The following is a 26,107-nucleotide window of genomic DNA, read 5'->3' on the forward strand; positions in this document are numbered from 1 at the left end:
AACATGACAGATCTCAGTATCGGCCAACATGTTGCCGAGCAGATTCAGCCAGCGAAAATTCCGCATGCTGATATCCAGCCCAATGCAGTACTGGGTGCAGAAATTTTGATTGAACAACTGCACAAATTTTATGGTGATGTCAAAGTCTTGGAAGATTTAGACTTGCACATCCAACCGGGTGAATTTCTGGCAATCGTCGGGCGTAGTGGTTGTGGCAAAAGCACCCTATTACGACTCATTGCAGACCTTGAGCAACCCAGTTATGGAGAAATCAAATTTAAATCGGCACGCCACTTACGTGAAGGTATTACCAGTGATGATATCCGCGTAATGTTCCAAGACCCGCGCCTACTTCCTTGGCGCAGCATTGAACAAAACGTGCATCTTGGACTGGAGAAAACTGCGCACCCACATGCCACTGCATTGCTGGAAAAAGTGGGTTTAAAAGAAAAAGCGGCACTTTGGCCTACACAGCTTTCGGGGGGGCAACGCCAACGTACTGCACTGGCACGTGCCCTCTCCCATCAACCACGGGTGCTCTTGCTGGATGAACCGCTTGGTGCGCTAGATGCCTTAACTCGTTTGGAAATGCAGAATCTGATTGAACAATTATGGCGGGAACAAGGCTTTACCGCGATTCTGGTCACGCATGATGTCAGTGAAGCGGTGCAACTGGCAGACCGTATTATCTTGCTGGATCGGGGTCATATCGCACGCCAATTTCAGGTGGACCTGCCTCGTCCGCGTGAAAAAAACATTCAGTTTGCTGAACTCGAACAACACGTCCTCAATGCAGTTTTGGCGACCTGAGCAGACCTTGGCTCCAATGCAAACTTGGAGCCAAACGCACCATCCTAAGTCAGCACCAGCGACCATAGCGTTGTCATAAAACTGTCACATTTAGCGAGGAAAACGACCCAAATTGATGCGTTTTCCTATACATCTGTCCATTTAATTTTTTCAAGAGTGTGAATGTGAAATGGCGCACTGTTTTTTCACCCTGAAAATATGCTATTTCATCAAATTACCTGATTTCTTGATGCACAAATCTGCTGATTTGCCGTACAATTTACCCTTCCCTGAATTTTTTTAAGCGACGAATGGAACAAAAAAAGAGTACTCAAAAACGCCATCAATTGCTGAATGCCGCACTTGATGTTTTTTCCTTATATGGATTTAACGGGGCTAGTTTAGATGAAATCGCTCAACTGGCAGAAATGCATAAGTCGAACATTTTCTATTACTATGAAAATAAAGAAGCCTTATATGTTGAAGTGCTAACAACGGTTCTACAAAAATGGTTAGCACCTCTACAAATGCTAGAAGCAGAATTAGAGCCAACGGAAGCGATCACCAATTATTTAATGCAAAAAATTGAGCTGTCACGCACTCAACCGAAAGCGTCGCGTTTATTTGCCTTGGAAATTATTCAAGGTGCACCACACATTTTAGAGATCCTGAAAGGTCCACTGAAAAAACTGGTGAAGCGCAAAGCCAAAGTGATTAGCATGTGGCAAGAGCAAGGCAAAATTTCTGCAGACATCGATCCTGAATTGCTGATTCTGAACATCTGGGCAGTGACGCAAAACTATGCGGACTTCTCAACGCAGATGGAAATGGTCACGGGTAAAACTTTACGCAACCGCAGTATGCAACAACGGGTGATTCAACATACCGTGCATATGATGCTCTACGGCATTTTACCGCGCGAACAAAGCACCTAACCCTTCATATTTTGGCATACGACCATAGATCACTATGGTCGCCGAGCCAGTTAAGCCTCTAAAGACTGATAGAGCGACAATAACTTTTGCGCCCCCAGCATCAAATTCTCTTCCCAATCTAGGTGTGCTGCATCGTCTGCACCATCGGTAATATATTTCACCGAAATTAAACGCACTCCGAGTTTTTTACAGACTTTAGCCATGGCATAGCCTTCCATATCGACCAGATTACACGGTACTTTCGGCTGACCAATCTCAAAGCTATCCCCTGTTCCACACACGCCTTTTGGTAAATGAGCAAAATAAGGTTCTAAATCAATGGCTGCAGGATGGTCCTGATCCATGGGCGTTACCCCAACCTCAAAGCCGAGCGGAGATACATCCATATCGCGTTGTACAAAGCTAGTGACTTCGACCAAGGCGTGACGATCAAAATGGGAACTGCCTGCGCTGCCCAAATTTAACAGGGTTTTACAGCCTGTTGCCTGAATCACTTCAAAGGCTTTAAATGCCGCATTGACTTTACCAATACCGCTGTAATGCACATCAATCTGTGCCTGTTCAAACAAGCCTTTTGACTCATTCGGTAAAGCCATAATCAGCGCCAAAGAAGATTTCATCGCAGCTACTCAAAACAAAACTGTGCTATTAAAAATCAAAAACACACGGGGTGCAAATGATGCCTCACTTTCTGGCAAGCTCGGTCATTTGCCCCCCTGTGTAAGCGCTATTTCTGTTGCAAATATAGATTCAAACATGGAGAGAAAAATAATCGTCCCGCATAAAACCCTGCCACGGTTTTGCTCATCACCAAACCCCATAACAGCAGCAATAAAGCCGCTAGGCCATAACCGATATTTTGCAAGCCATTCAGTTGTAATTGCTGTGCAAGTTGTAACGTGGCTAAACAGAAGACGCCCAATGGGAAAGTCATGCCCCACCATCCCAAATTAAAGGTCAACTGAGCACCGACATGCTTCAGAGTCATTAGTATTGCCATGCCGAGCCACCACATTCCAAAACCCAACAATAACAAACTGCCCACTAAACCCGCTTGATACAGAAACTCACCCAAACCTACGAAATGCAGCGCTTGTAACACATGAGGGGCTTGCTGTCCCAACAGCAATAAAGCCAATGCACCCGTACCAATCGGTCCAACCGCTAACCAGCCTGTCATTGCCAATTCCTGACTCGGTAATTGATGCAATGCCAACCGTAAGAAGAGAATGCCTAAAATCAACACGGCAGGAAAAACCGAAACACCCCACAACAGATAACTGCCAAATAAAATGTTCACGGCATGCGGACTTGCTGGCAGATGCGCCAACAACACTGCACCAGAAGCTGCTGCGACTTCACACGCCACAATCGGTAACAGCCAAATGGCGGTCATATTCTGTAATTGATGGCGCTGACAACTGAACATGCAAAAGGGCACCACAAACGCAACCAGCAGCGCCAAGCCTACATCGATATACCACAGCCACTCAGCAATGCCGACAACAGCTGTACCATATAACACCAACCCGAATTTCAAGCTGCCATTGATCAGAGTGGCCAACGCCATGGGAATGGTACCGAGAAACAGACTCATGCTCGGATGTTGGAAAATTTGTTTGGCTTCTTGTGGATACAGCACCCAGCGCAAGCCATATAAAGTACTGAACATTGCAAACAGCATCAGATTCAACTGCCATAGCCCTGCGCCCAATTGCCAAAACCAAGCATGTAGCCCCTGCAACTCTGCAAGAACCATCGAAACAATGCCTGTGCCCATGCACACCGTAAACCAGTTCGGGGTAAACTGACGAATCAGATCATGCCATTGCGGTAATTGATAGAAGGGCTTTTTCATTGGACGACGACCCACTTGAGAAGTTCCTTTGATCATACTGTGCATTTAAAATAAGCAAAATTGATTATTTTAAATTTTTAAAATCATTTTTATTGATAATTAAGCAATGCTTTCATAAATTTTTCTGGGTAAAAACACAACAACAAGACGAAACGAACAGAATATGGCAATATATAAGCCTGATTATTTTTCATTTATTGATTAGCCCATGAAGCTGCTCCGCCTGAATGCTTTAGCGCCAGACTTTCAATTAGCCAAAACCGCTGTGACTATTGGTAATTTTGACGGTGTGCATTTGGGGCATCAGGCCATGATCCAGCAACTGAAACAGGTTGCTGCACAACAACAACTCAAAACCTTGGTCATGATCTTTGAGCCGCAACCACTGGAATTTTTCCAAGGCTATGAAGCGCCGCCACGTATTAGTTCGCTGCGTGAAAAAGTTGAATATTTAACTGAACTGGGCGTGGACTATATTGCCGTTGCCAAATTTGATCAGTCCTTCCGTGGTTTAAGTGCCGAAGCCTTTGCCAATATCCTCAAGCAGCAACTCAATGCTGCGCATTTGGTCTTGGGGGATGACTTCCATTTTGGCAAAAATCGCCAAGGCAATAGTGAATATCTACGCAACTATGGCTTCCAAGTCACCAACTTGACCACCATTTCCTTGCATGGTGAACGCGTCAGTTCAACCCGTATTCGCCAGACCCTGCAAGCTGGCGATTTGGCTTTAGCAGCTCAACTGCTGGGACGCCCTTACAGTATTACGGGTCGTGTCCAATATGGTGACCAAATTGGACGTACCCTTGATTTTCCAACCATTAATGTCCGTTTAAACCGTCATAGGCCCTGTTTACAAGGGATTTATGGCGTAGACGTGATTTGTGAAACCATTTCTTTACAAGACAAAGTCGTACAAGATAACCCTGAACAAAAAGGAGTTTTGGGTTATCAGGCAACGGCTTTGTTTGGTGCGGGGCATGTCGGTACCCGACCTGCCATCCAACAAGAACATCCAGAATGGCGATTAGAAGTACATTTCCCCAATGTTTCTGCTAATCTGTATGGCTTGTTAATGCGGGTCACTTTCTTGAACTATTTACATGGTGAAAAGAACTACCCTTCGCTGGAAGCACTGAAAGCGGGAATTGATGATGATGTGGAGAAACTGCTTGAGTTTCGTCGCAACAACTCAACTTTTCCCTTTTAAACACCGAAAAATTTAATGTAGAACGCGTCAGTCTTAAAGCTGATTAAATTGGAAGACATCTTGCATGAGCGATAAGCAAACTCCTGAAAATGCAGTGGATTATAAAGCCACACTAAACCTCCCAGGTACTGAATTTGCAATGAAAGCAAATCTCGCAGTACGTGAAGCAAAATGGTTAGAAGAGTGGTATGCCGACAACATTTATCAGCAGATTCGCGCATCGCGTATTGGCAAGAAAAAATATGTGCTGCATGATGGCCCTCCGTATGCCAATGGTCAGATTCACTTGGGCCATGCGGTCAACAAAGTCCTGAAAGACATTATTATTAAAAGCCGCGTGCTGGATGGTTTCGATGCCCCTTATGTACCAGGCTGGGACTGTCACGGTCTGCCGATTGAACTCAAAGTTGAAGAAAAAGTCGGTAAAGTCGGTGTCAAAGTGGATGCTTCGACTTTCCGTAAAGCCTGCCGCGAATATGCTTATACCCAAGTCGAATTACAGAAAAAAGACTTCGTGCGCATGGGTGTGTTTGGCGATTGGGACAATCCTTACTTGACCATGAACTTCAAGCAAGAAGCAGACATCGTACGTTCTGTCGGTGCCATTGCCAAGGCTGGTCATATCGAGCCGGGTCTTAAACCGGTGAACTGGTGTTTGGACTGTGGTTCAGCACTGGCTGAAGCAGAAGTTGAATACGAAGACAAAAAATCAGACGCGATTGATGTTGGCTTTAGCGTGGTGGACTTGGCAGACCTGTCTGCACGTCTAGGTGTAGAAGTTACTGACCGCACAGACATCGTGATCTGGACCACCACCCCTTGGACTTTACCTGCCAACCAAGCGGTTGCCTTCCATGCTGAACTTGAATATCAGTTGGTCAAAGCCCGTGGTGAAGAGAAAGAACCACAAAACTTCATCTTGGCGAAAAACTTAGTTGAATCTGCAACTGAACGTTATGGTTTTAACAGCGTTGAAGTCTTGGCTGAATTCACAGGCAATAAACTTGAGCATGTCAGCCTGCAACACCCGCTGATCGCAGAGCGCCAAGTCCCTGTAATTTTAGGCGAACACGTGACCGCAGACAGCGGTACAGGTGCAGTGCATACTGCTCCAGGTCATGGTGTGGACGACTATAAAGTTGGCTTACTCTATAACTTAAAAGTTGACAATCCAGTTGGCGGCAACGGTGTCTACCTACCGACCTCTCCAATTTTTGCGGGCGAGCATATTTACAAAGCCAACCCTCAAATCATGGCGGCTTTAAGCGAGGCAGGCAAACTGTGGGCACATAAGCCAATCAAGCATAGCTATCCACACTGCTGGCGCCATAAAACCCCGATTATCTTCCGTGCGACACCACAATGGTTTATCAGCATGGATGCCAAAGGCTTACGCCAAGGCGCATTGAATGCGATTGAAAATGAAATCAGCTTCGTGCCTGATTGGGGTAAAAACCGTATTCAAGCGATGATCGAAGGTCGTCCTGACTGGTGTATCTCACGTCAACGTACCTGGGGCGTGCCAATCCCGTTCTTCGTGCATAAAGACACCAATGAACTGCATCCACGTACTGCCGAGCTGATCGAAGAAGTTGCGTTACTGATCGAACAAGAAGGCATTGACGCATGGTACAACCGTGACGCCAAAGACTTTATCGGGGATGAAGCAGAACACTATAACTGCGTACGCGACACCTTAGACGTGTGGTTCGACTCAGGCACAACGCACTATGCAGTCCTGCGTGAGCGTGAAGAACTGACCGATCCAGCAGATTTGTATCTTGAAGGTTCAGACCAGCACCGTGGTTGGTTCCAGTCTTCATTGTTGACCTCTGTGGCCATCAATCAACGTGCCCCATACAAAGGCTTGTTAACACATGGCTTCGTGGTGGATGAAAAAGGCCGTAAGATGTCAAAATCTTTGGGCAACATCATCACCCCGCAAGACATCATTAAAGACATGGGTGCAGACGGTTTACGTTTCTGGATTGCCTCTGCCGATTACCGTTATGAAATGACGGCTGGTAAAGAAATCTTTAGCCGTGCATCGGACGGCTACCGTCGTATTCGTAATACCTTGCGTTTCTTATTGGCAAACTTGAATGGTTTCAAACCATCGACGGATGCCCTGCCTGTCGATCAATTGATCGCACTGGATCAATACATCTTGCAACGTGCGGCAGATGTACAAAAAACCATTCAACAAGCTTATGAAGATATGAACTTCCATATCGTCACCAATGCCTTGACCAACTTCTGTATTAATGACTTGGGTGGTTTCTACCTCGACATCATCAAAGACCGTCAGTACACCACCAAAGCGGATTCGCAAGCTCGTCATTCTGCGCAAACTGCGTTGTATCACTTGGTTCAAGCCTTTGTGCGCTGGATGTCACCAATCTTGAGCTTTACTGCACAAGAAGCATGGCCACTCATTCCAGAACAAACTGAGAAATACGTGTTCACTTCAGAGTGGTACGACATTCCAGTGGCATCGACTGCAAACTTGTTGTCTGAATCCGATTGGCAAACCCTGATCGCGGTGAAATCTGCGGTGAACAAGCACATTGAAGTTGCGCGTAACGAAAAACTGGTCGGCTCTAACTTGTCTGCCAAAGTCGAATTGTGGGCAAATGAAGAGTTGAAAGCAGTACTGGATCGTTTAGGCGACGAATTGCGCTTTGTTCTGATTACCTCACAAGTACAGGTATCTGCTTTTGATGCGGCTCAAGGTCAGGAATCTGATCTAGACGGTTTACGCGTGAAAGTTTCAGCTGCGGAAGGTGAAAAATGTGCACGTTGCTGGCATGTGCTACCTGATGTGAATACACATCACGAACATCCAGGTCTATGCGCACGTTGTATTATTAACCTCCCTACTGGTCAAGGCGAAGAGAGAAAATATGCCTAATCCACAACAGAAAGCGGGCCTGTTTCAATTCTACCCACACAATTTGCTGTGGGTGGGGTTATCGATTTTGGCCATTGTGTTAGATCAATGGACCAAGTGGATTGCCTCAACCCATCTGAATTATGCAGATCCGGTACCTGTGCTGCCTTTTTTAAATTGGACCTTGCTACATAACTATGGCGCAGCCTTTAGTTTCTTGTCCGATGCCGGCGGCTGGCAACGTTATTTCTTTACCTCACTTGCAGCTTTGGTTTCGGTGATTTTCGTGTTTTGGCTGATGCGAATGCCTAAGACTGTCACCATTTTACCGATGGCAATTGCCCTGATTTTAGGGGGTGCTGTAGGCAATTTAATTGATCGCGTGACCTTGGGTTATGTGGTCGATTTTATTCATGTCTATTACAACAATAGTCATTTCCCTGCATTTAACCTTGCCGACAGCGCGATTACCTTGGGTACCATTTTGCTGCTTATAGATACGTTTTTCCTAGAAAAACATCGAATTAAACGTGCGGATGCGCAACACCATGAATGAATTTATTAATCCGAATGAAGAAACCCGTATTGAACAAGGTTCAAAGGTTGATCTGCATTTTTCCGTTGCCATTGAAAATGGTGTAGAAATTGACAATACCCGTAGCCGTGCTGAACCTGTCAGCTTGGTCATGGGCGATGGCAGTTTGTTACCTGGTTTTGAAAAAGCCCTATTCGGTTTACGTGCGGGCGACCGTCGTACCGTCAGTCTGCCACCTGAAGATGCGTTTGGACCATGGAATCCTGAAAACGTGCAAAAGTTTGACACGGTGAAGTTTGAACAGCGTCCTGTTGAAGGGCACATGATCGAATTTGAAGACAAAGCCAAACAAAGCCTGTATGGCGTGGTGAAATCTGTGGGTGATGACATTACCGAAGTGGACTTTAACCATCCATTGGCGGGTAAAAACATTACCTTTGAAGTGGAAATCTTCAAAGTTACCCCTGCGGGTCAGCAAGGCGTGAAATTCATGTAAAAGCTGGCTTGTACAGCAATAAAAGAACCCTTCGCAAATGAAGGGTTTTTTTATGGGTAATCCACCTAAATCAGAGATATTTTAACAGCGTAATCTGCTTGTTTTGATGTTTGAATTTGGAAAACCAGTACATCAATGGATAAAGCACGATGCTCAAGACGATCGCAATCCACCAAAGGCTGGCGACCTGATTCACGCCAAAATAGTCACCGTGATTCTGCCCCCATACAGCGACAGCAAACAGATACAGCAGCTTTAACAGCATTAAATGCACAATATAAAAGAACATCGGTACTGAGCCAAAGATAATTAAGGGACGTACCCACGCCCGATGCTGCACTTTTTCTAAGGCCAGCAACAACAACAGCCCCACACCAAGATTCCATAAAATAAACAATAAAGATGGTGGATATTTGGTGAGATTAAAGAAGCTCATTAAAGTTTGCAGTGCCGTCGGGAAGGTCTGCCAAGGAAGATCACCGTAGAGATTGATGCTGCGTAATATGAAAAACAACAGCAGACTACTAAAAGCGAATCCCAGTATGCGTTTGTTTCGCTGCTGAACGGTAATGCTCGGCTGAAATAAACAACTGCCAAGCGCATAACCCAATACAATTACGCCAATCCAAGGCAAGACTGGATAAGAGGTTCGCAGTTTTAGAAACTCGCCAATCTCGATCCAGCCACGCTCATGCAAAATCAGCCAGAATGGTGCGAATCCTGCGAACTGTTCTGAAGACAGTTGATCAAGCAGGTTATGCCCGAAAATTATCAATGTAGCCATCAACCATAGAATTTTCTGAGGCAGACCAATCAGTAGCGCCAAAGCAATCATGCTGATGCCAATTGCCCAAATCACTTGCAGATAAATCACCTGCGGTGGGAACTGCCCTGTCCATGCAAAGTTGATCACCAGCAATTCCAATACCACCAAAAACAGCCCACGTTTGAGCAAAAACTCACGGGTCATGCGCAAACTATTGTGCTTGGCTTGATATAAATATGCCGACAAGCCCGTCAACACTACAAAAATTGGTGCACAAAGATGTGCCAAAATGCGACTAAAGAACAAGCTGGCTTCCGTCTGTTCAATGTTCATTGGGTCGGGAACTTGATGATGCAGGTAAAAGGTTTCACGGACATGGTCGACCATCATAATGAGAATGACCAGCCCACGTAGTGCATCAATCGCCTGTAGGCGTTGAGAAAGTGCAGACATGATAAATATATAGGTATGTTATAATATTACACATGATATGCACTTTTAAGCCCAAAAGAAACCCAAGCGCGCTCTTCCGCACGCTGAAACGTGAAGATCAGTAAAATAAAAGTACGAATTATGGGCGAATTTCTTTCAGTTCACGGCGAATAAAGTGCTGAATCATTTCCCGATAAATCTGTTCAATTAAATCAGGATCGGTCCCTTTCTGTGTGGCTTGTTGCCGAACTTTGGCAATCACCTGTTCCACCCGTTCTGGGGATTGCACTTCATGCTCATTGCGCTTAAAACGCACCGCCTGATCGACATAAAACTGGCGGGTAGTAATTAACTCAATCAGGTGCTGATCAATCACATCTATTTTGTCTCGAACTTGCTCGAGTGACTCACATTTCTCTTTCTGCATTGGTATTATCTTCTGGTATTGAGCGGGAGTAATCCGCTTCGTTTTCGATTTTATATTTTTCTTCTAACACATTACTGAAAATACTTTCAATCATCCAGACCCGATATAAACTATTAAATGTGTAGCTTTGCCCATCAATGCGCAATTCCAGTACAGGAAAGTCCGGTTGTGACTTCATTTCACACAGCACATCATTTTCTTTGAGCTGAGCCTGAATGTCTTCTTGCTTCACTTCTTGCAACTCTAAGCCCAACTCGCGTTGTAGCTCCTGATAGTGCGCCTTAAAGGACAGATCTTTGCCTTGGGTCCACACTGCCTGCAAAATGCGATGCATTGCTTCAATACGCTGCTCTTCGGGCACACTATAATACAACTGTGCCATGGCATAGGTGGCTTCTTTGGTTGGACGACAGAATGGGGTAAACGCCACTTCGGTACGTTTGGATAAACGGGTTGCCAGACTCCAGTCAAACCAGTCTCGCCCATGATAACTGAGCGGATAAACCGTTAACTGAATATTATAATAGGCTGCCAATTCTTCTTTAATATACGCCAAGAGTAGCCATGAAATCGGGTCTTCTAGCGCAATATACAAATCCAGCTCTGGATCAAGCGCCTGAATTTCATTGAGTTCTTCTGCATCACTGATTAAATGCTCACGCCATTCAATATGATTAATCAGGAAGATCGGATTGCCCGTCAGTAATTTTTGTCGCTTTAAACGGCGAGTCAAGCGTAACAGATCATCCACTGCATGATATTTACGGTCAGAAAATTCAAAATAACTCGCCAGCACCGCATCATCATTAAACACCCGTTCTGGAAAGTGCTGTTCCTGATGATGTTTGCTCGCCATGGCATATAAAGTGCGCAATTTGCCATATTGCTTCTGCCACAGCATATGAAACACATCTTCCAGCAAATACAGGAAGTCCTGCCCTTGCAGCGGGGTATTTCTTAGAATGGTTTCCGCCTGTGCAATCGCGTCTTGAGGTGGCTGTTCAGGCGTTTCATGGAAACTGAAACGATGCTGCTTGGATAAAATTTGCGCATCATTCAGGCAATAGTGCTGCCATTCCTGCGCAGACATATGATTCGGCGGTGCGGGTGTTTGACTGGAAATAATGACTTTTAAGGGTTTGAGTTCATCGCTCAGGATTTCTTCCAATTGCGGCAACTGCTGTACAGCCAGATAACTGTAGACATCATCCAAACGTAGATGAATATTCAGTCCATGCTCCGTAGGCAATACCTCTTGACGAGTTGGTTTCTGATAAAACCATCTCGATCGGATCGGATCGAACCAACGGCGTAACAGTGACATGAGTTGCCTCTAATCTAGCAATAGCGAGTGAAAGTGTTTCCAGTTCGCAGAAAAATAACCAGTGTGGTGAACAGAAAGTCTTAAAATACAATAAGTTTCGGACAAAACGTAGCACAATTCAAGCCTTAATGTTCAACCCTTCCCGATCGACTACAGTTCCAGATTTAAATCGGTCACTGCACCCTTTTCCGCCCCAGTGGTGAGTTTAGCAAACTTCGCCAGTGCACCGTGGGTATAATTCGGTTTTGGCTTGACCCAACGGTTTTGCCGTGCGGCAATTTCCTGCGCTGAAACATGCCAAGTCATCTCTCGGGTTTCCGCATTAATTGAGATACGGTCTCCATTTTGCACCAAACCAATGGGGCCGCCCTCATAAGCTTCTGGTGTGACATGACCAATTACGAAGCCATGACTGCCCCCAGAAAAGCGTCCATCTGTAATTAATGCGACTGAACTGCCCAAGCCTTTACCAATAATGGCTGAGGTCGGTTTTAGCATTTCGGGCATGCCCGGTCCACCTTTAGGACCTACCCCACGAATCACCACCACGTCTCCCGCTTGGACTTCCCCTTCCAAGATTCCACGCATGGCACTGATTTCACCTTCAAACACCCGTGCAGGACCTTCAAAATACAGCCCTTCTTTACCCGTGATTTTGGCAACCGCACCTGTTGGCGACAAATTGCCTTTCAGAATCACCAAATGCGAGTCTTTTTTAATCGGGGCATCAAAAGGCAGAATGATCTGCTGACCGTCTGGATAATCCTCAACATCCGCCAGATTTTCTGCCAAGGTTTTACCCGTTACGGTTAAACAACTGCCATCCAGCATGCCTGCATCCAGCATGCGTTTCATCAAAGGCTGAATGCCACCAATCGCAATCAGTTCAGACATCAGATATTTGCCTGAAGGACGGACATCCGCCACCACAGGAATCTCTGCACCAATCCGCACAAAATCATCCAGACTCAGCTCGACACCCGCGGTATGTGCCATGGCAATTAAATGCAGCACGCCATTGGTGGAACCACCCAAAGCTATCAAGACTTTAATCGAATTTTCAAACGCAGCTTTGGTCATGATGTCCCGCGGCTTAATATCCAACCTGAGCAGATTCATGATGGCTTCGCCTGCACGCAAACAATCCTGCTGTTTGTCGGCCGAAACTGCTTCTTGGGCTGAAGAACCCGGCAAACTCATGCCCAATGCTTCAATCGCCGATGCCATGGAATTGGCGGTATACATGCCGCCACAAGACCCTGGTCCCGGCAATGCCACCTCTTCAATCTGTTTTACCTGAATGGCATTAATTTCACCTTTGGCATGCTGACCGACCGCCTCAAACACCGAGATCATATCGGTATGCCCTGCACCGGGTTGAATAGTACCGCCATAAATAAAGATCGCAGGTCGGTTTAAACGTGCCATGCCCATAATGCAACCTGGCATGTTTTTATCACAACCGCCAATTGCAATGACCGCATCATAGGCTTGGCAGCCCATCACCGTTTCAATGGAATCCGCAATAATTTCCCGTGACAGCAGAGAGTATTTCATGCCCTCCGTACCATTGGAAATGCCATCCGAAATGGTGATGGTATTAAAAATAATGCCTTTACCGCCTGCGGTATTCACTCCAGATTCGACTTCCCTTGCCAAAGCATCAATATGCATATTGCACGGTGTGACATTGGCCCAAGTGGACGCGATGCCGACAAAGGGACGTTCAAAATCGGCGTCCTGAAAGCCTGTGGCACGCATCATGGAACGGGCAGGTGCATTTTCAATCCCTGCATAAACGGGCGCTGAATGTTCACGGATATTGTCTTTACTCATTATTTTGTCCTTGATGCTGGCTGGTATGCGCGACAGTCTGGATTATTTGTTCTGTTTTTTTAGTGTATAGAAAGTAGGCGATACATGAAAGTACAATGAGGCTTTCGAGTCAATAACCGCTAATCTCTTAATAGTCTTAATATTTTCATCCTGAATATATCCTGTTGTTGGATACACGGAAACATCATCCACAACCTGAGCAAGAAGAAAAGCATTGCTTTTATTCGCAGCGCAAGACGAAGGAGTAGCCTATTAAATGGATTGTTTTTTCAAGATATTCTTTTAGATGCCAAAAATAAACAGGTTTTGCGGATGACCAATAGTTCGACCTACTTTTGCCAAATAAAAGTCGATCGAACCGAAGGTGATAAATGGTAATTTAAGCAACGCCTTTAAGACAGCATCGTGCTGAATAGAGAACCTTTAAATAAAAAAAGCACCCCAAATGGAGTGCTCTTTTCATCTGTAAAAGAATCACAAATTAAATTTCACGTACCGCACCTTTAGAAGCACTGGTGGTATGCATGGCATAGGCTTTCAATGCTTTCGATACTTTACGTGCACGTGGTTCAGCAGGCTGCCAGCCTTTGGCTTCTTGAGCTTCACGGCGTGCTGCCATCGTCGCTTCATCCACGGCTAAGTGAATGGTACGGTTTGGAATATCAATTTCGATACGATCGCCATCTTCAACCAAGCCAATCGCACCACCTTCAGCCGCTTCAGGCGAAACGTGACCAATGGAAAGACCTGAAGATCCGCCAGAGAAACGACCATCGGTCAACAAGGCACAGTCTTTACCCAAACCTTTGGATTTTAAATAACTGGTTGGATACAACATTTCTTGCATGCCTGGACCACCGCGTGGACCTTCGTAACGAATCACCACCACATCGCCAGCAGTGATTTTGCCACCCAAAATTGCGTCTACCGCAGCATCTTGGCTTTCAAATACACGTGCTGTGCCGTTGAATTTCAAGATGGAATCATCCACCCCTGCTGTTTTCACAATACAACCATCTAGCGCGATGTTACCGTAAAGCACGGCTAAGCCACCATCTTGAGAGAAAGCATGTTCAACATTACGAATCACACCGTTGTTACGGTCGCCATCCAAACGTGAGTAATAACGATCTTGCGAGAATGCAGTTTGTGTCGGTACGCCACCCGGTGCTGAACGGAAGAATTGATACACTTCTTCATCTTCAGTGCGGATGATGTCCCATTTATCCAAGGCATCTTTTAAGGTTTTTTCATGTACAGTTGGAACCGACGTGTCTAACAAGCCTGCACGATCCAATTCACCCAAGATCGACATGATGCCACCTGCACGATGAACATCTTCCATGTGCACGTCTTGTTTGGCTGGGGCAACTTTACACAGCACAGGTACTTTACGTGACAAACGATCAATATCGGTCATGGTAAAGTCAACTTCAGCTTCATTTGCAGCTGCCAACAAATGTAAAACGGTATTGGTTGAACCACCCATAGAAATATCAAGGGTCATGGCATTTTCAAAGGCTGCTTTGGTGGCAATTGAACGTGGTAACAAGCTGTAATCGTTTTGTTCATAATGGCGCTTGGTAATTTCAACGATCAATTGACCTGCTTTTTCGAATAATTTTTTACGATTCGCATGCGTCGCCAAAGTTGAACCATTACCTGGAAGCGATAGCCCCAATGCTTCGGTCAAACAGTTCATCGAGTTTGCCGTGAACATGCCTGAACATGAACCGCAAGTCGGGCATGCTGAACGTTCGTATGCAGCCACTTCTTCATCGGTAAAGCTGTCATCTGCCGCCACAATCATGGCATCAACCAAATCAATCGCATGTTCATTGCCACGGATTTTAACTTTACCCGCTTCCATTGGTCCGCCAGACACAAATACCACTGGAATATTCAAGCGCATCGACGCCATCAACATCCCCGGGGTAATTTTGTCACAGTTTGAAATACAGACCATGGCATCGGCACAGTGCGCATTGACCATGTATTCGACAGAGTCCGCAATCAAATCACGCGATGGCAATGAATACAGCATGCCATCGTGCCCCATCGCAATCCCGTCATCCACGGCAATGGTATTGAATTCTTTAGCAACACCACCAGCAGCTTCAATTTCACGCGCAACCAGTTGCCCTAAATCTTTAAGATGCACATGGCCCGGAACAAACTGGGTAAACGAGTTGACCACCGCAATAATCGGTTTGCCAAAATCTTCATCTTTCATACCGGTTGCACGCCATAAACCACGTGCGCCAGCCATATTTCTTCCATGTGTTGATGTTTTTGAACGATAATCAGGCATGTGTGCTTCCAACAAAGTTTGTGCTTGATATGAATCTGCGATTCACTCTGGCTAAATAAGACTGATAGATCATCTTGAATCAGTCGAAATATAGGCAACATCATACTACAGCGAAGTGTTTAACAGACAACCAGCATTCAACTTTCCTGCATTCCAACAACACAGGCTATATTCCGACACATGATCTTAAAGAAAATTTGAATAAAGCTACTATAAACCGAACACAGCCGATTAAATACAAAACTTTCATGAATATTTTTTTAATTTTGCATAACTAAAAGTTAATAAATAATCCATCCAATACCACAGCATCAGTCTGATCTCACCCACATTGGCCTGAATATCAGTACAACAGCCATAGATTCGGCTTGGCGCTGGTTTTGGCATATAATAGCCGCAAGTTTCTATGGAATTTGATGTGTGAAAATCATCTTTGCAGGTACACCTGAATTTGCTGCTTGTGCTTTGGCTGCATTACTGAAAACAGAACATGAAATTGTTGCGGTATACACTCAACCCGACCGTAAAGCAGGTCGTGGACAAAAGCTCACAGCATCTGCGGTGAAACAGTTGGCGCTGGAACATGATTTACCTGTCTATCAACCTTTGCACTTCAAATCATCCACTGAAGAAGGCTTAGCGGCACAACAACAATTAAAAGAATTAAATGCAGATGTGATGGTCGTCGCGGCTTATGGTCTGATCCTGCCGCAAGTGGTGCTGGATACACCGAAATATGGCTGCCTGAATATTCATGGTTCACTGTTACCACGCTGGCGGGGTGCCGCACCGATTCAACGCGCGATTGCCACAGGCGATGCCGAAACGGGCGTGACCATTATGAAAATGGCGGCTGGCTTAGATACGGGCGACATGATGTACAAAACCTACTGCCCAATCGAAGCCACGGATACCTCTGCAACACTACATGACAAACTGGCGCTACAAGGTGCAGAAGCCATTGTTGCAGTCTTAGAAACTGAACAAAAGTTGCAACACTATTTGACCGAGCGTGAAGTGCAGGATGAAGCCTTAACGGTGTATGCGCATAAGCTGAGCAAAGCAGAAGCGCAGATTGACTGGTCGCTAGATGCGGTCAGCATTGACCGTAATATCCGTGCCTTCAACCCTTGGCCAGTGGCCTACATTGTGTTGGATGAAAACAATAATCTGCGGGTTTGGGGTTCATGTCTTTCTGAGCATGCTGTCGCTGATCAAGCTGCGGGCACAATCTTGGCGATGGATAAGCAAGGAGTGCATGTAGCTTGCGGCAATCAACAGGCTGTTTGCCTCACCCAATTACAATGGCCGGGTGGTAAACCTCTCAATGCTGTGCAGATTGCACAAACTCAAAAATTGACTATTGGACAAATTTTATAATGAAACAATCTCCCAACGCATCTGGTAAGAACTTAAACTTACGTGCTCAGGTGGTTAAAACGTTATTGGCTGTCCAAAATGGTCAATCACTGGCATCGGTACTCCCGCAACAAATGGCGATCGTGTCGGATAAAGACCGCGCCTTGTACCATGAATTGGTGCTAGGTTGTTTGCGCCAATGGCACGCACTGAAACAAGTGACTTTACCATTATTGTCTAAACCACTAGACAACCAAGTCGTTGAAACCTGTTTATATGTGGGTTTATATCAATTGTTATGTACCCGCGTTGCAGCGCATGCCGCAATTTCTGAAACAGTAGATGCCACCAAACAATTGGGCATGGAAAGTTTAAGCGGTGTAGTGAACGCGATTTTACGCCGTGCCACCCGAGAAACAGAACAGTTCTACGATGTACTCGACCAAGCCTCGAATTTACCAAGTTGGTTAGCAAAACGTTTGAAAAAGGACTGGGGTGAGCAACTGGCTGAAATCAGCTATGAACTGAAACAAGTTGCGCCTTTAACTTTACGGGTCAACACCTTACAAGTCAGCCGTGATGAATATCTTGAAATTTTAGAAGAAGAAGGTATTGACGCTCACGCGTGTGAACTGTCCAATGTAGGGATCGTATTGGATGAAAGCCTGCATATTCCAAGTCTGCCGGGTTTTGAAGCAGGTGGTTTTTCAGTCCAAGATGAACATGCGCAACTCTGTGCCACATTATTGCCCGATTTAAATGGCAAATTCGTGATTGATGCCTGTGCGGCACCGGGTGGCAAAACCGCACATATTTTAGAAAAATATCAGCCAAAAAAATTGATCGCGCTAGATCAAGATGAAAAACGCTTAAAACGTGTTTCGGAAAACTTAGAGCGTTTGGCTTTAAATGAAAAGTACGTAGAAATTATCACAGCCGATGCGGTGAAATGGACCTCGCCTGAACTTGCAGACTGTATCGTCCTCGATGCCCCTTGTTCAGCGATTGGTGTGATGCGTCGTCATCCCGATATTCGCTTACTGCGCCAGTCAGGTGATATTGCCAAAACAGTTGAGCTGCAAAAGCAAATTTTGGCAAATATGTGGCAGCAACTTAAAGTCGGTGGCACATTGCTGTACATCACTTGCTCGATTTTAAAAGCAGAAAATGAACAGCAAATGGTCGACTTTTTTGCCCAGCATACAAATGCCAAAGAAATTAAAATTGATGCCGATTGGGGCATTGAGCAAATTCATGGCCGCCAACTTCTGCCAGCCGTAGGTCGAGGTGACGGTTTTTATTATTGCTTGATTCAAAAAACAGCCTAATCCTGATGAGGAGACAGAAACACGCTGTTCTGTTTCCTCTGCTTAACTCACATATTTAAACATCACCAGACTCAGTGCTAAACAGGCCATGCCTGTGACCAAGCCATAGACCGTTTCATGCCCTTGCGCATATTTCTTGGCGGTCGGTAACAGTTCATCCAAGGCCAAATACACCATCACCCCACCAATAATGCCAAACACAGCCCCATAGACACTGAAACTCAAATACGGTGCCAAAATAAAATAACCCAGCATCGCCCCCAAAGGTTCAGCCAGCCCCGAAACAAAACTGGCAATTAAAGCCGAGCTTTTTTTCTGGGTTGCCATGTAGACTGGCAATGCGATGGCAATCCCTTCGGGAATATTATGAATCCCAATTGCCACAGCCAATGGTGCGCCCAGCGCTGGGCTTTCCAAGGTTGCAAAGAAGGTCGCCAAACCCTCGGGAAAATTGTGTGCGGTAATCGCAAATAGCGTCAGTAAACCTGTACGTAATAATTGTTGTTGATTGATACCATGCGCACTTTGTTCTTCAAGGGTTTCATGCGGATTCGGTATACAGCGGTCCAGAATCAACACCAGAATTACCCCGAGCAATAAAGAGAAAGTACCTAGGGCATAACCGATTTTATCATTAAAGGCTTGGCTAAAGGAATGAATCGATTTATTCAAGATTTCGGTCAATGAGACATAAATCATTGCCCCAGCGGAAAACGCCAAACCAAAGGAGAGTACGCGATAACTGGGCTTTTTAAAGAACAAGACCAAAGCACCGCCCACAACCGTTGCCAGTCCTGCGAGAAAGGTCACGCCAAATGCGACCCAAACTTGATGCGGCAATAGAGGATCCATACCGTCATGCTCTTAAAATAAGAAAGCCACTATCTTAAATGATAATGGCTTTCATTTGCATATGCTCAGTATTTACTGAAACAATTTATTTACAATGTGTGCTGGTCTTTCACTTCTTCCAGCACTTCATCTAGTTCTTCAGGGTTTTTCATCAAATGGAGAATCGACAACGCCAATCCACCCCAGAGAAATACCATGGAGATAATCATCATTATGATAGCTGAAGTATTCATTCTGTGTCTCCTTAGCGATCTTTCATCTTGCTGAGTACGATTGCAACCACAGCACAGAAAATCACGCTGCCCCATCCAAATACACCTTGCAGGCTCATGCTGTAAGTGTCGTAACCATTCTTCACTAAGTTGAACAGGGTCATTCCTAGTGTAGTGATTAAAATAAAGGTCGTAATGACAGTTAATGTAAATGCCCAACCTTTACCCAATTGAATCGTTGATACACGGTTCACATGGTCACGCAGCTGAAGCAACGCAGAACGTTTAAACCAAGCGATACAGATAATTGATGCCAATGCACCGCCCACAATACCAATGTTATTGATAAAGTGGTCAATAATATCCACCAGTTTAATCGCATTTACGCTAGAGAAAATGCTGATAGACACCAGTGCACTACCACCACCCACAATCGATACAGCTTTGGCACGGCTCCATTTCAATTTATCTTGCATGGCAGCAATTGGAACTTCCAAAATACTGACCATTGAAGAAATACCCGCAACAAACAGTGACGAGAAGAACAAGAAACCAAAGAGATCCGCACCTGCACCCAAGCTCGAAATGATTTTCGGGAAGGCAATAAATGCAAGACCAATACCACCACTCACCACATCTTTAACTTCTGTACCTGCAGCATGTGCCATAAAGCCCAATGCAGCGAAGATACCAATACCCGCCAAGATTTCAGTCGATGCATTGGCAAAACCAACGATCAAGCCAGAACCCGTCAAGTTGGTTTTTGGTTTTAAATATGATGAATACGTCACCATAATACCGAAGCCAACAGACAGCGAGAAGAAGGTGTGACCATAGGCTGCGAGCCAGACCTTATAATCCATCATTGCAGACCAGTTCGGGGTAAAGAACGCATTTAAACCTTGCGCCGCACCAGGTAAACGTAATGCTTGAATAACCAGGAATGAGAACAAAACGAATAACAAAGGCATGAAGATTTTATTCGACAGCTCCACCCCTTTCTTTACACCACCAAACAAGATGATGAGTGTTAATGCCCAAATCCCAACAATTGGCCAGAATAAATGGCTAACAAATTGGAAATCGATGCCTGATGCTTTAGATGTTTCTAAATAAGTACTAAAGAAGAAACTTTCAGGATCACTGCCCCATGCTTGACCAATGGAGAAGTAAACATAACTGCCTGCCCACGTCAGTACACTGGCATAGTACAAGCCAATGATGATACACACACAAACTTGCCACCAACCTAAGGTTTCACCGCCTTTAAATAAAGCACGATACGCTTTGGGTGGAGAATTGTTGCTACGATGACCGACTGCATAATCCAAGAATAACAGTGGTAGACCTGCAGTAATCAATGCAAGTAAATATGGAATAAGGAACGCACCGCCACCATTTTCATAAGCAACGTAGGGAAAGCGCCAAATATTACCTAAACCTACAGCCGAACCTACGGCTGCAATAATAAAACCAGATCGTGACGTCCAGTTTTCACGAGAATCTGCCATGAAACACACCTAAACCTTGGGGTAACTTTTATGCTGCTTGTTATACGGATTAATATGGCTAGCAAAAAAGATACCATTCAAAAATCTTTTTGTTGTTTGATTTAGCTTCCACCTTTTGGGTGTCTCGTTCTAAATTGCAAACAGATGAAATGCACACAAAATCTTGGTTAAAGTCTTTCGGATTGTTTTCACCTCTTAATAATTGAACAATACTCACTTTTGTTATTTTTTGCTGTAATTTCTGGATGAAACTTCATCCTTTTGTATTCTATTTTTAATCAATTGATCAAAATATAACTCGTTATTTACGATATTTTTAAAAATAGATTAACAAAGCCAAAAATGCAAGAACTATCAAATACTGGAAAATTATTCTAATTTATTGCCCTATTTAGTCTATATTTTAAGCAAAACTCCATTCATAGCAGCTAAGCTGATTAGATCTGATATAAAAGCCTTAAAAGGAACAAACGCTCGAAGCATTTCACATGGGTTCAGTCACTTTTTTGTTCATCCATCCTTCACTCAAAAGCTGAACTTGCCACACAGACAATTTAGGCTGTGATCCAACTAAAGCTTTTAACCATAAAGATGAAATGCAACTCAAGCAACATCACCACTAGTCTAGACTTTTATGTAAAAAAGCACTTTGACTACTGCATCTTTGTTCACATCGCTATATCATGCTGTCAAATACAACTGAATAATTCTTTTTTCAACTTTTTTAACACCAATACACAACACAATTTAGGATAAAAGTATGAAAGTAGCACAAGCAGGATTACTGACATTAGGTGTAGCTTTGAGTAGTTTAGCTCAAGCAGATTTGGTTGCACTCAAAGGTGATATCAGTTATTGGGCATATGATGGCCATGCTGAAATGTCGAATACAGATCCAAGAACAAAAGAAAAACTGGACAATGATGGTGCAGTACAATTATCGGTTGCTTTAGAGCACCCAGTGCCAATCATTCCCAATGCCAAAATTCGCTATGTCAATTTAGATACAGAAACTAAAAGTAGCTCACAAGGAAAACCAAATTATTCCGTTAACCTCGATCATGCGGACTTCATTCTCTATTATGAAATTTTAGACAATGTAGTAGATCTAGACATCGGTGCGGGTGCAACAACTTTAAACGGTGACATCAGTAATTATGCTAATCAGCGTGTGGATATTGATGAAACGTATCCAATTATTTACGCGACTGTTGGTGGCAAGCTACCTTTTACAGGTCTAAGTGCAAAAGCTGAAATGACGTATAGCAACTTTGATGATGCGCAATTAACGGATGCTTTGGCAGAAATTCAGTATAACTTTATTGACAATATGTTGGTCGATGTCGGTTTGAAAGCCGGTTATCGTATTTTCACGGTTGATTTAGATGACTACAGCCGTAACGACATTAAACTTGAATTTAAAGGTCCGTATATTGGTTTAGATGCCCATTTCTAAGCGATACCTCCTGCAAAAAAAGCTGAATGTTGGACATTCAGCTTTTTTTATTTATTAGTCAATCCAGTTAAGCTGTCGCATTAAAACTGTCATGGTAATGTACTGTCCCTCGTGGAATCACAGAATCAAAAGCAACAACCTGAAAATATTCTGCTGGCACACCTTCAAGTATTAACTGAGCATCTGCCTGAAAACCAAAACGCGCATAATAACTCGGCTCACCTAAAACCACACAGCCTTGCGCATGCTGTGCTTGTAACTGCATCAATGCCATTTGAATTAAATCAGCACCAATACCTCGCCCCTGAAATTCAGGTAATACTGAAACTGGACCTAAGCCATACCAACCACTTACACCTGTTGAAATTTGTACTGGCGAAATCGCAACATGCCCAATCAATTTATTCTCTAATTCAGCGACTAAAGAAATACAGAGTTGTCCAGTTTGACGTAATGCACGCACAATAAATTGCTCGCAATGATTACTATAAGCAACTGATGCAAATGCAGAAGTGATAATCTGGTCGATACAGTCAGCATCCTCAGGTTGCTCTGACCGAATATACCATGGATGATTTTGATTCGACATACTATCTCTTTTAACTCGGTGCGCCATGTAGGTTTTATCGTACATCAAACAGCGCAAATTGCGCCTATACCTACGCTATTGATCTGATTAATATAAAGCCATACAGAGACAGGAAGTTTCTTAAATAACAAAAAAGATCGCAGGAAGCGTCGTAATTGACAGGAGTTGATTACAGAATACCCCATATAGGAAAGCCCCGTCAGGATGATGGGGCTTTCCTTTGTATTTTTTTATACTAAAAATTGCCAATATTTTAGATGCTTAAGATTACAGAATACTGCTATTCATTAAAGTAATTCATATTGACTCACTATATTGGGCTACCTAACATCGAAGACGCTTAAATCTCATTTGGAATCTCATTTTGTTGCACTCACAACCACAACATCACGTACTCAACTTAAAACAATCGACACGAATCAAAATGGGGATGACTGCGTTAGGCTTGCTTATCCTTTCGGGCTGTTCCAGTATCGGTGGTGGTTCTTTAGAAAAACGTGCAACCAAACTCTCTACAGGTATTCAAAAGGCGTATGCCGTTGACTCAACTACAGCCAATCGAGTAGCCCCGATGATTGTACAGAGTGCCGAACAATATCAAGTTGACCCTTTGCTGATTGCAGCGATGATTCATCAAGAATCCAGTTATCGAAACTATGTTGTTTCGCCAGCTGGCGCAGTGGGGCTGACACAAGTCATGCCGTCCTATTGGCAACAAACCTGCCCAGGTGATTTATTTGAAGAAGCCAGCAATATTAATTGTGGCACCTACATTTTAGCGAAATATAATCAGTCTGCAGGCAGCTGGAAAAAAGCCCTCGCTTACTATAATGTCGGCCCTACAGGCTATGAGTCCAGCTGGAAAATGCGACGCCAAGGCAAAAAATATGCAAAACAAGTCAAACAACACGAAGAAAAATTAAAAAGCTCGTTATAAATTTAATCTTTATTCATGATTAAAAGCCCAATTTCAAATTGGGCTTATTTTCAAAATTCTTGATTTATAGACTTTTTAAATACTCAATCACGGCTTTATTTCCAGCCATTTCTGCAAGCTCAAGGGCAGTATATTCGGATCGGTAGTCGATTCTCGCCCCTTTGCTGACCAATAATTTCACTACATCTAAATGATCATTCTCCGCTGCAGCTTGCAGCGCACTATAGCCTTCTTCATCAGCTTGATTCGGATCAGCCCCATCGAGTAATAATTGTTGCACTTGATCGGCATCACCTAAAGATGACCAATACACCAGCTCTGGGAGATGCAGTTCTTCATCCTCTTCGGGGATCGGTGAGAAAGAGTTAAGTTTCATATGATATAACCATTTTTGTTTTCACTCTCAAACCACAATTAAAACCTAAATTTCATGACTGTTCTACATATAAATTTTTTCAACATCTAAGACTGAAAATAAGCTCTACGGCAATATGCCTAACCTCTCTAAACTTGTATTCGGCTGTGTCTATTTCTTTGCAATCACTTGTGCAAGAACAATTCTCCCCTCTTCAAGATTTCGCCGCTGATTTTGCGCCATCATTTGAAAATCTGCCCCAAGTAAAAGATGAAATCCAAGAGCTGGAAAACCCTCTTTTTTAATCTTGTCGGCAAGTGTCACAAACCATGTTCGTGCTGCATCTGTGGTATCCGACCAATCTTGAATCGTAAATCCAGCATCAACCAAGAGTTTACGAAGTTCAGCAGGCTCAACCAAAAAACTACTCTCTGGCGTTCTTGCCCAAGGTACTGGAAAAAGTACATCCCCAGATGGGCCAGCAAGAACATCGTAAATCGCAAGTGTGCCACCAGACTTGAGTACCCTATACATTTCTTTATAGAGTTGTAGCTTTTCTGGAATATTCATTGCAACATGTTCTGTCCAAATAACATCAAAGCTCTGATCATCAAAAGGAAGTTTAGTTGCATCACCTTGATGAAAATCAACAAGATGCTTAAGATTTGTTCGAGCAGAAAGCATCTCGGCAGCCTGTCAATATTCTTCTGTCAAATCGATACCTGTGACATGACAGCCAAAAGCTTCAGCTAAACAACGAGAAGTTCCACCAATACCACTTCCCACATCCAGGACATGCATGCTTTTTTCAAGCCCGACTGCTCGTGCCAATTCGAGTGTTGCAACTCTTCCACGAATATGAAATTCATCAATCGGTGCTAAATCTTCAGGTATCAGACAGTGAACATCTTTACCTGCTTTTTCTAGTGCAGCTAATATAGTCTCGCCCAGGTTCACACGAGTATAATGCGTCTGGATTATATTATTGACATCAGGCTGCATAGACGAGCCCCCTCATCTAAATATTAATTTTACTACACTACTAAGCTAAATCATGCCGTTTATGTTCAAACTCTCAACGTAGATTTTAAGATTAGTCTAATCATTTCAAGCAAAACCGTACTAATATCACTCAACCAACCACTTTATAGCTGATTGGTCGTCAGAAAAAAACTTCATTTCACCAGAGATAAACCAATTTCCAATCTTAGCTGCTAATTCTTGCCATTTTTGATCACCATAGATTGCAACTTTATCTATATTAAAGCCAATTTTTAAACCTAGCTTAAAATCATCCCAAACTGCTCGTGGTTCCCATCCTGAAAACTCAGTTATATCAACCAACATTTTTAGATGTTTAGAGTTAATATCTTTAAGGTTAGACTCCAACGCTGGAATAATTTCCTCATAATCATAATGAGTTAATTTCCCAGCAACTTTTAATACCCAAATCGACTCTGAATCAATGGTTTCAATAACTATCGTAATACCGTGATGCTCTTTACTCATAGTAACCACCTCGTTCTAACATGTCTTGATACAACATAAAAAGTAAAGAAAATAAGATAGGCGAGCCTTTCACTCATTTATTTTGCCCTTTTTTTGTCTTTTTATGGCGTTATTCTAGTTACAAGACGTTCTAGTTCTGTATTTTAGTATTTCTTACCCACAATAAAAAACACCCCTAACCGTTAGGTTA

25 protein-coding genes are annotated in these 26,107 nt (G+C 43.8%); 10 read left to right on the top strand and 15 right to left on the bottom strand.

The annotated features are described in order from the left end of the window. Positions 1 to 3 precede the first annotated feature (3 nt). Positions 4 to 810, top strand: a complete 807-nt coding sequence (locus ACWQ4X_RS10120) for an ABC transporter ATP-binding protein (RefSeq protein ID WP_457903547.1) — start codon at positions 4 to 6, stop codon at positions 808 to 810. A 290-nt stretch (positions 811 to 1,100) separates the two neighbouring features. After that, complete coding sequence (locus ACWQ4X_RS10125; RefSeq protein WP_100242345.1) at positions 1,101 to 1,724, top strand: TetR/AcrR family transcriptional regulator; 624 nt, start codon at positions 1,101 to 1,103, stop codon at positions 1,722 to 1,724. 50 nt (positions 1,725 to 1,774) lie between these two features. On the opposite strand, the gene ACWQ4X_RS10130 is transcribed toward ACWQ4X_RS10125, so the two are convergent. Further along, entirely contained in the window at positions 1,775 to 2,344 is a 570-nt protein-coding gene (locus ACWQ4X_RS10130; RefSeq protein ID WP_457903548.1) for a phosphorylase family protein, read from the bottom strand. Between the two features lie 107 nt (positions 2,345 to 2,451). Continuing rightward, positions 2,452 to 3,582 carry an SLAC1 family transporter gene (locus ACWQ4X_RS10135; protein WP_457903567.1) on the bottom strand — a complete coding sequence of 377 codons (1,131 nt, stop codon included), beginning with the start codon at positions 3,580 to 3,582 and terminating at the stop codon, positions 2,452 to 2,454. A 208-nt stretch (positions 3,583 to 3,790) separates the two neighbouring features. Here ACWQ4X_RS10135 and ribF point away from each other — a divergent pair, with 208 nt between their 5' ends. From ribF to ACWQ4X_RS10155, 4 genes are all read left to right on the top strand, one after another. Further along, positions 3,791 to 4,792: a riboflavin biosynthesis protein RibF gene (gene ribF / locus ACWQ4X_RS10140; protein ID WP_457903549.1), complete on the top strand. Its 1,002-nt coding sequence runs from the start codon at positions 3,791 to 3,793 to the stop codon at positions 4,790 to 4,792. A gap of 64 nt (positions 4,793 to 4,856) precedes the next feature. Next, complete coding sequence (ileS, locus tag ACWQ4X_RS10145) at positions 4,857 to 7,703, top strand: isoleucine--tRNA ligase (protein WP_457903550.1); 2,847 nt, start codon at positions 4,857 to 4,859, stop codon at positions 7,701 to 7,703. Further along, complete coding sequence (gene lspA / locus ACWQ4X_RS10150; protein WP_100242349.1) at positions 7,696 to 8,238, top strand: signal peptidase II; 543 nt, start codon at positions 7,696 to 7,698, stop codon at positions 8,236 to 8,238. The genes ileS and lspA overlap by 8 nt, the downstream gene beginning before the upstream one ends. Then, complete coding sequence (locus tag ACWQ4X_RS10155; protein WP_457903551.1) at positions 8,231 to 8,713, top strand: FKBP-type peptidyl-prolyl cis-trans isomerase; 483 nt, start codon at positions 8,231 to 8,233, stop codon at positions 8,711 to 8,713. The genes lspA and ACWQ4X_RS10155 overlap by 8 nt, the downstream gene beginning before the upstream one ends. A 70-nt stretch (positions 8,714 to 8,783) precedes the next feature. Here the strand turns inward: ACWQ4X_RS10155 and ACWQ4X_RS10160 are convergent, their stop codons facing one another. The 5 genes from ACWQ4X_RS10160 to ilvD (ACWQ4X_RS10180) form a co-directional block, all read right to left on the bottom strand. Beyond that, on the bottom strand, positions 8,784 to 9,932 hold the full coding sequence (locus tag ACWQ4X_RS10160) for a DUF1624 domain-containing protein (RefSeq protein ID WP_457903552.1): 1,149 nt from the start codon (positions 9,930 to 9,932) through the stop codon (positions 8,784 to 8,786). 118 nt (positions 9,933 to 10,050) lie between these two features. Further along, positions 10,051 to 10,338: a chorismate mutase gene (locus tag ACWQ4X_RS10165; protein WP_457903553.1), complete on the bottom strand. Its 288-nt coding sequence runs from the start codon at positions 10,336 to 10,338 to the stop codon at positions 10,051 to 10,053. Then, positions 10,319 to 11,662: a hypothetical protein gene (locus tag ACWQ4X_RS10170; RefSeq protein WP_457903554.1), complete on the bottom strand. Its 1,344-nt coding sequence runs from the start codon at positions 11,660 to 11,662 to the stop codon at positions 10,319 to 10,321. The genes ACWQ4X_RS10165 and ACWQ4X_RS10170 overlap by 20 nt, the downstream gene beginning before the upstream one ends. A 150-nt stretch (positions 11,663 to 11,812) precedes the next feature. After that, a complete protein-coding gene (gene ilvD / locus ACWQ4X_RS10175; RefSeq protein ID WP_457903555.1) occupies positions 11,813 to 13,498 on the bottom strand; it encodes a dihydroxy-acid dehydratase in 1,686 nt (561 codons plus the stop codon). 481 nt (positions 13,499 to 13,979) lie between these two features. After that, positions 13,980 to 15,809, bottom strand: coding sequence for a dihydroxy-acid dehydratase (gene ilvD / locus ACWQ4X_RS10180; RefSeq protein ID WP_457903556.1), 1,830 nt, complete (start codon positions 15,807 to 15,809; stop codon positions 13,980 to 13,982). A 420-nt stretch (positions 15,810 to 16,229) separates the two neighbouring features. On the opposite strand from ilvD (ACWQ4X_RS10180), the gene fmt reads away from it, so the two are divergent. After that, positions 16,230 to 17,189, top strand: coding sequence for a methionyl-tRNA formyltransferase (fmt, locus tag ACWQ4X_RS10185; protein WP_457903557.1), 960 nt, complete (start codon positions 16,230 to 16,232; stop codon positions 17,187 to 17,189). Continuing rightward, positions 17,189 to 18,496, top strand: a complete 1,308-nt coding sequence (gene rsmB, locus ACWQ4X_RS10190) for a 16S rRNA (cytosine(967)-C(5))-methyltransferase RsmB (protein ID WP_457903558.1) — start codon at positions 17,189 to 17,191, stop codon at positions 18,494 to 18,496. Before fmt ends, rsmB begins: the two co-directional genes overlap by 1 nt. A 42-nt stretch (positions 18,497 to 18,538) precedes the next feature. Here rsmB and zupT read toward each other — a convergent pair whose 3' ends face one another. The 3 genes from zupT to ACWQ4X_RS10205 form a co-directional block, all read right to left on the bottom strand. After that, positions 18,539 to 19,348: a zinc transporter ZupT gene (gene zupT / locus ACWQ4X_RS10195; protein ID WP_457903559.1), complete on the bottom strand. Its 810-nt coding sequence runs from the start codon at positions 19,346 to 19,348 to the stop codon at positions 18,539 to 18,541. An 89-nt stretch (positions 19,349 to 19,437) separates the two neighbouring features. Next, positions 19,438 to 19,581, bottom strand: coding sequence for a methionine/alanine import family NSS transporter small subunit (locus ACWQ4X_RS10200; RefSeq protein WP_161934230.1), 144 nt, complete (start codon positions 19,579 to 19,581; stop codon positions 19,438 to 19,440). 11 nt (positions 19,582 to 19,592) lie between these two features. Further along, positions 19,593 to 21,071, bottom strand: a complete 1,479-nt coding sequence (locus ACWQ4X_RS10205; protein WP_457903560.1) for a sodium-dependent transporter — start codon at positions 21,069 to 21,071, stop codon at positions 19,593 to 19,595. A 760-nt stretch (positions 21,072 to 21,831) separates the two neighbouring features. Between ACWQ4X_RS10205 and ACWQ4X_RS10210 the strand changes: the two genes are divergently transcribed. Further along, the gene (locus tag ACWQ4X_RS10210) at positions 21,832 to 22,527 is read left to right on the top strand and encodes a TIGR04219 family outer membrane beta-barrel protein (RefSeq protein WP_142769850.1); all 696 of its coding nucleotides are present in this window, start codon (positions 21,832 to 21,834) and stop codon (positions 22,525 to 22,527) included. Between the two features lie 67 nt (positions 22,528 to 22,594). Here the strand turns inward: ACWQ4X_RS10210 and ACWQ4X_RS10215 are convergent, their stop codons facing one another. Then, complete coding sequence (locus ACWQ4X_RS10215) at positions 22,595 to 23,116, bottom strand: GNAT family N-acetyltransferase (protein WP_457903561.1); 522 nt, start codon at positions 23,114 to 23,116, stop codon at positions 22,595 to 22,597. Between the two features lie 424 nt (positions 23,117 to 23,540). Between ACWQ4X_RS10215 and ACWQ4X_RS10220 the strand changes: the two genes are divergently transcribed. Then, positions 23,541 to 24,053 (top strand): lytic transglycosylase domain-containing protein, encoded by a 513-nt coding sequence (locus ACWQ4X_RS10220; protein ID WP_457903568.1) that lies wholly within the window; start codon positions 23,541 to 23,543, stop codon positions 24,051 to 24,053. A gap of 64 nt (positions 24,054 to 24,117) precedes the next feature. On the opposite strand, the gene ACWQ4X_RS10225 is transcribed toward ACWQ4X_RS10220, so the two are convergent. The 4 genes from ACWQ4X_RS10225 to ACWQ4X_RS10240 form a co-directional block, all read right to left on the bottom strand. Continuing rightward, positions 24,118 to 24,429, bottom strand: a complete 312-nt coding sequence (locus ACWQ4X_RS10225; protein WP_100242363.1) for an ankyrin repeat domain-containing protein — start codon at positions 24,427 to 24,429, stop codon at positions 24,118 to 24,120. Between the two features lie 150 nt (positions 24,430 to 24,579). Then, complete coding sequence (locus ACWQ4X_RS10230) at positions 24,580 to 25,092, bottom strand: class I SAM-dependent methyltransferase (RefSeq protein WP_457903562.1); 513 nt, start codon at positions 25,090 to 25,092, stop codon at positions 24,580 to 24,582. A gap of 12 nt (positions 25,093 to 25,104) precedes the next feature. After that, positions 25,105 to 25,410 (bottom strand): SAM-dependent methyltransferase, encoded by a 306-nt coding sequence (locus ACWQ4X_RS10235; RefSeq protein ID WP_457903563.1) that lies wholly within the window; start codon positions 25,408 to 25,410, stop codon positions 25,105 to 25,107. A gap of 126 nt (positions 25,411 to 25,536) precedes the next feature. Next, a complete protein-coding gene (locus tag ACWQ4X_RS10240; RefSeq protein ID WP_457903564.1) occupies positions 25,537 to 25,917 on the bottom strand; it encodes an STAS/SEC14 domain-containing protein in 381 nt (126 codons plus the stop codon). Positions 25,918 to 26,107: the final 190 nt, after the last annotated feature.

Source organism: Acinetobacter sp. NigerLNRRAM0016 (genome assembly GCF_054112845.1).

Bases quoted from the DNA above. Each gene is read 5' to 3' on its own strand.
- rsmB (WP_457903558.1), top strand. From the start codon at position 17,189: ATGAAACAATCTCCCAACGCATCTGGTAAGAACTTAAACTTACGTGCT.
- ACWQ4X_RS10215 (WP_457903561.1), bottom strand. From the start codon at position 23,116: ATGTCGAATCAAAATCATCCATGGTATATTCGGTCAGAGCAACCTGAG.
- ACWQ4X_RS10230 (WP_457903562.1), bottom strand. From the start codon at position 25,092: ATGCTTTCTGCTCGAACAAATCTTAAGCATCTTGTTGATTTTCATCAA.
- ACWQ4X_RS10165 (WP_457903553.1), bottom strand. From the start codon at position 10,338: ATGCAGAAAGAGAAATGTGAGTCACTCGAGCAAGTTCGAGACAAAATA.
- ilvD (WP_457903556.1), bottom strand. From the start codon at position 15,809: ATGCCTGATTATCGTTCAAAAACATCAACACATGGAAGAAATATGGCT.
- ACWQ4X_RS10135 (WP_457903567.1), bottom strand. From the start codon at position 3,582: ATGAAAAAGCCCTTCTATCAATTACCGCAATGGCATGATCTGATTCGT.
- ACWQ4X_RS10235 (WP_457903563.1), bottom strand. From the start codon at position 25,410: ATGCAGCCTGATGTCAATAATATAATCCAGACGCATTATACTCGTGTG.
- ACWQ4X_RS10220 (WP_457903568.1), top strand. From the start codon at position 23,541: ATGGGGATGACTGCGTTAGGCTTGCTTATCCTTTCGGGCTGTTCCAGT.
- ACWQ4X_RS10200 (WP_161934230.1), bottom strand. From the start codon at position 19,581: ATGAATACTTCAGCTATCATAATGATGATTATCTCCATGGTATTTCTC.
- ilvD (WP_457903555.1), bottom strand. From the start codon at position 13,498: ATGAGTAAAGACAATATCCGTGAACATTCAGCGCCCGTTTATGCAGGG.
- ACWQ4X_RS10170 (WP_457903554.1), bottom strand. From the start codon at position 11,662: ATGTCACTGTTACGCCGTTGGTTCGATCCGATCCGATCGAGATGGTTT.
- lspA (WP_100242349.1), top strand. From the start codon at position 7,696: ATGCCTAATCCACAACAGAAAGCGGGCCTGTTTCAATTCTACCCACAC.
- ACWQ4X_RS10130 (WP_457903548.1), bottom strand. From the start codon at position 2,344: ATGAAATCTTCTTTGGCGCTGATTATGGCTTTACCGAATGAGTCAAAA.
- ACWQ4X_RS10240 (WP_457903564.1), bottom strand. From the start codon at position 25,917: ATGAGTAAAGAGCATCACGGTATTACGATAGTTATTGAAACCATTGAT.
- ACWQ4X_RS10155 (WP_457903551.1), top strand. From the start codon at position 8,231: ATGAATGAATTTATTAATCCGAATGAAGAAACCCGTATTGAACAAGGT.
- ACWQ4X_RS10205 (WP_457903560.1), bottom strand. From the start codon at position 21,071: ATGGCAGATTCTCGTGAAAACTGGACGTCACGATCTGGTTTTATTATT.
- ACWQ4X_RS10125 (WP_100242345.1), top strand. From the start codon at position 1,101: ATGGAACAAAAAAAGAGTACTCAAAAACGCCATCAATTGCTGAATGCC.
- zupT (WP_457903559.1), bottom strand. From the start codon at position 19,348: ATGGATCCTCTATTGCCGCATCAAGTTTGGGTCGCATTTGGCGTGACC.
- ACWQ4X_RS10160 (WP_457903552.1), bottom strand. From the start codon at position 9,932: ATGTCTGCACTTTCTCAACGCCTACAGGCGATTGATGCACTACGTGGG.
- ACWQ4X_RS10210 (WP_142769850.1), top strand. From the start codon at position 21,832: ATGAAAGTAGCACAAGCAGGATTACTGACATTAGGTGTAGCTTTGAGT.
- ACWQ4X_RS10225 (WP_100242363.1), bottom strand. From the start codon at position 24,429: ATGAAACTTAACTCTTTCTCACCGATCCCCGAAGAGGATGAAGAACTG.
- ileS (WP_457903550.1), top strand. From the start codon at position 4,857: ATGAGCGATAAGCAAACTCCTGAAAATGCAGTGGATTATAAAGCCACA.
- ACWQ4X_RS10120 (WP_457903547.1), top strand. From the start codon at position 4: ATGACAGATCTCAGTATCGGCCAACATGTTGCCGAGCAGATTCAGCCA.
- ribF (WP_457903549.1), top strand. From the start codon at position 3,791: ATGAAGCTGCTCCGCCTGAATGCTTTAGCGCCAGACTTTCAATTAGCC.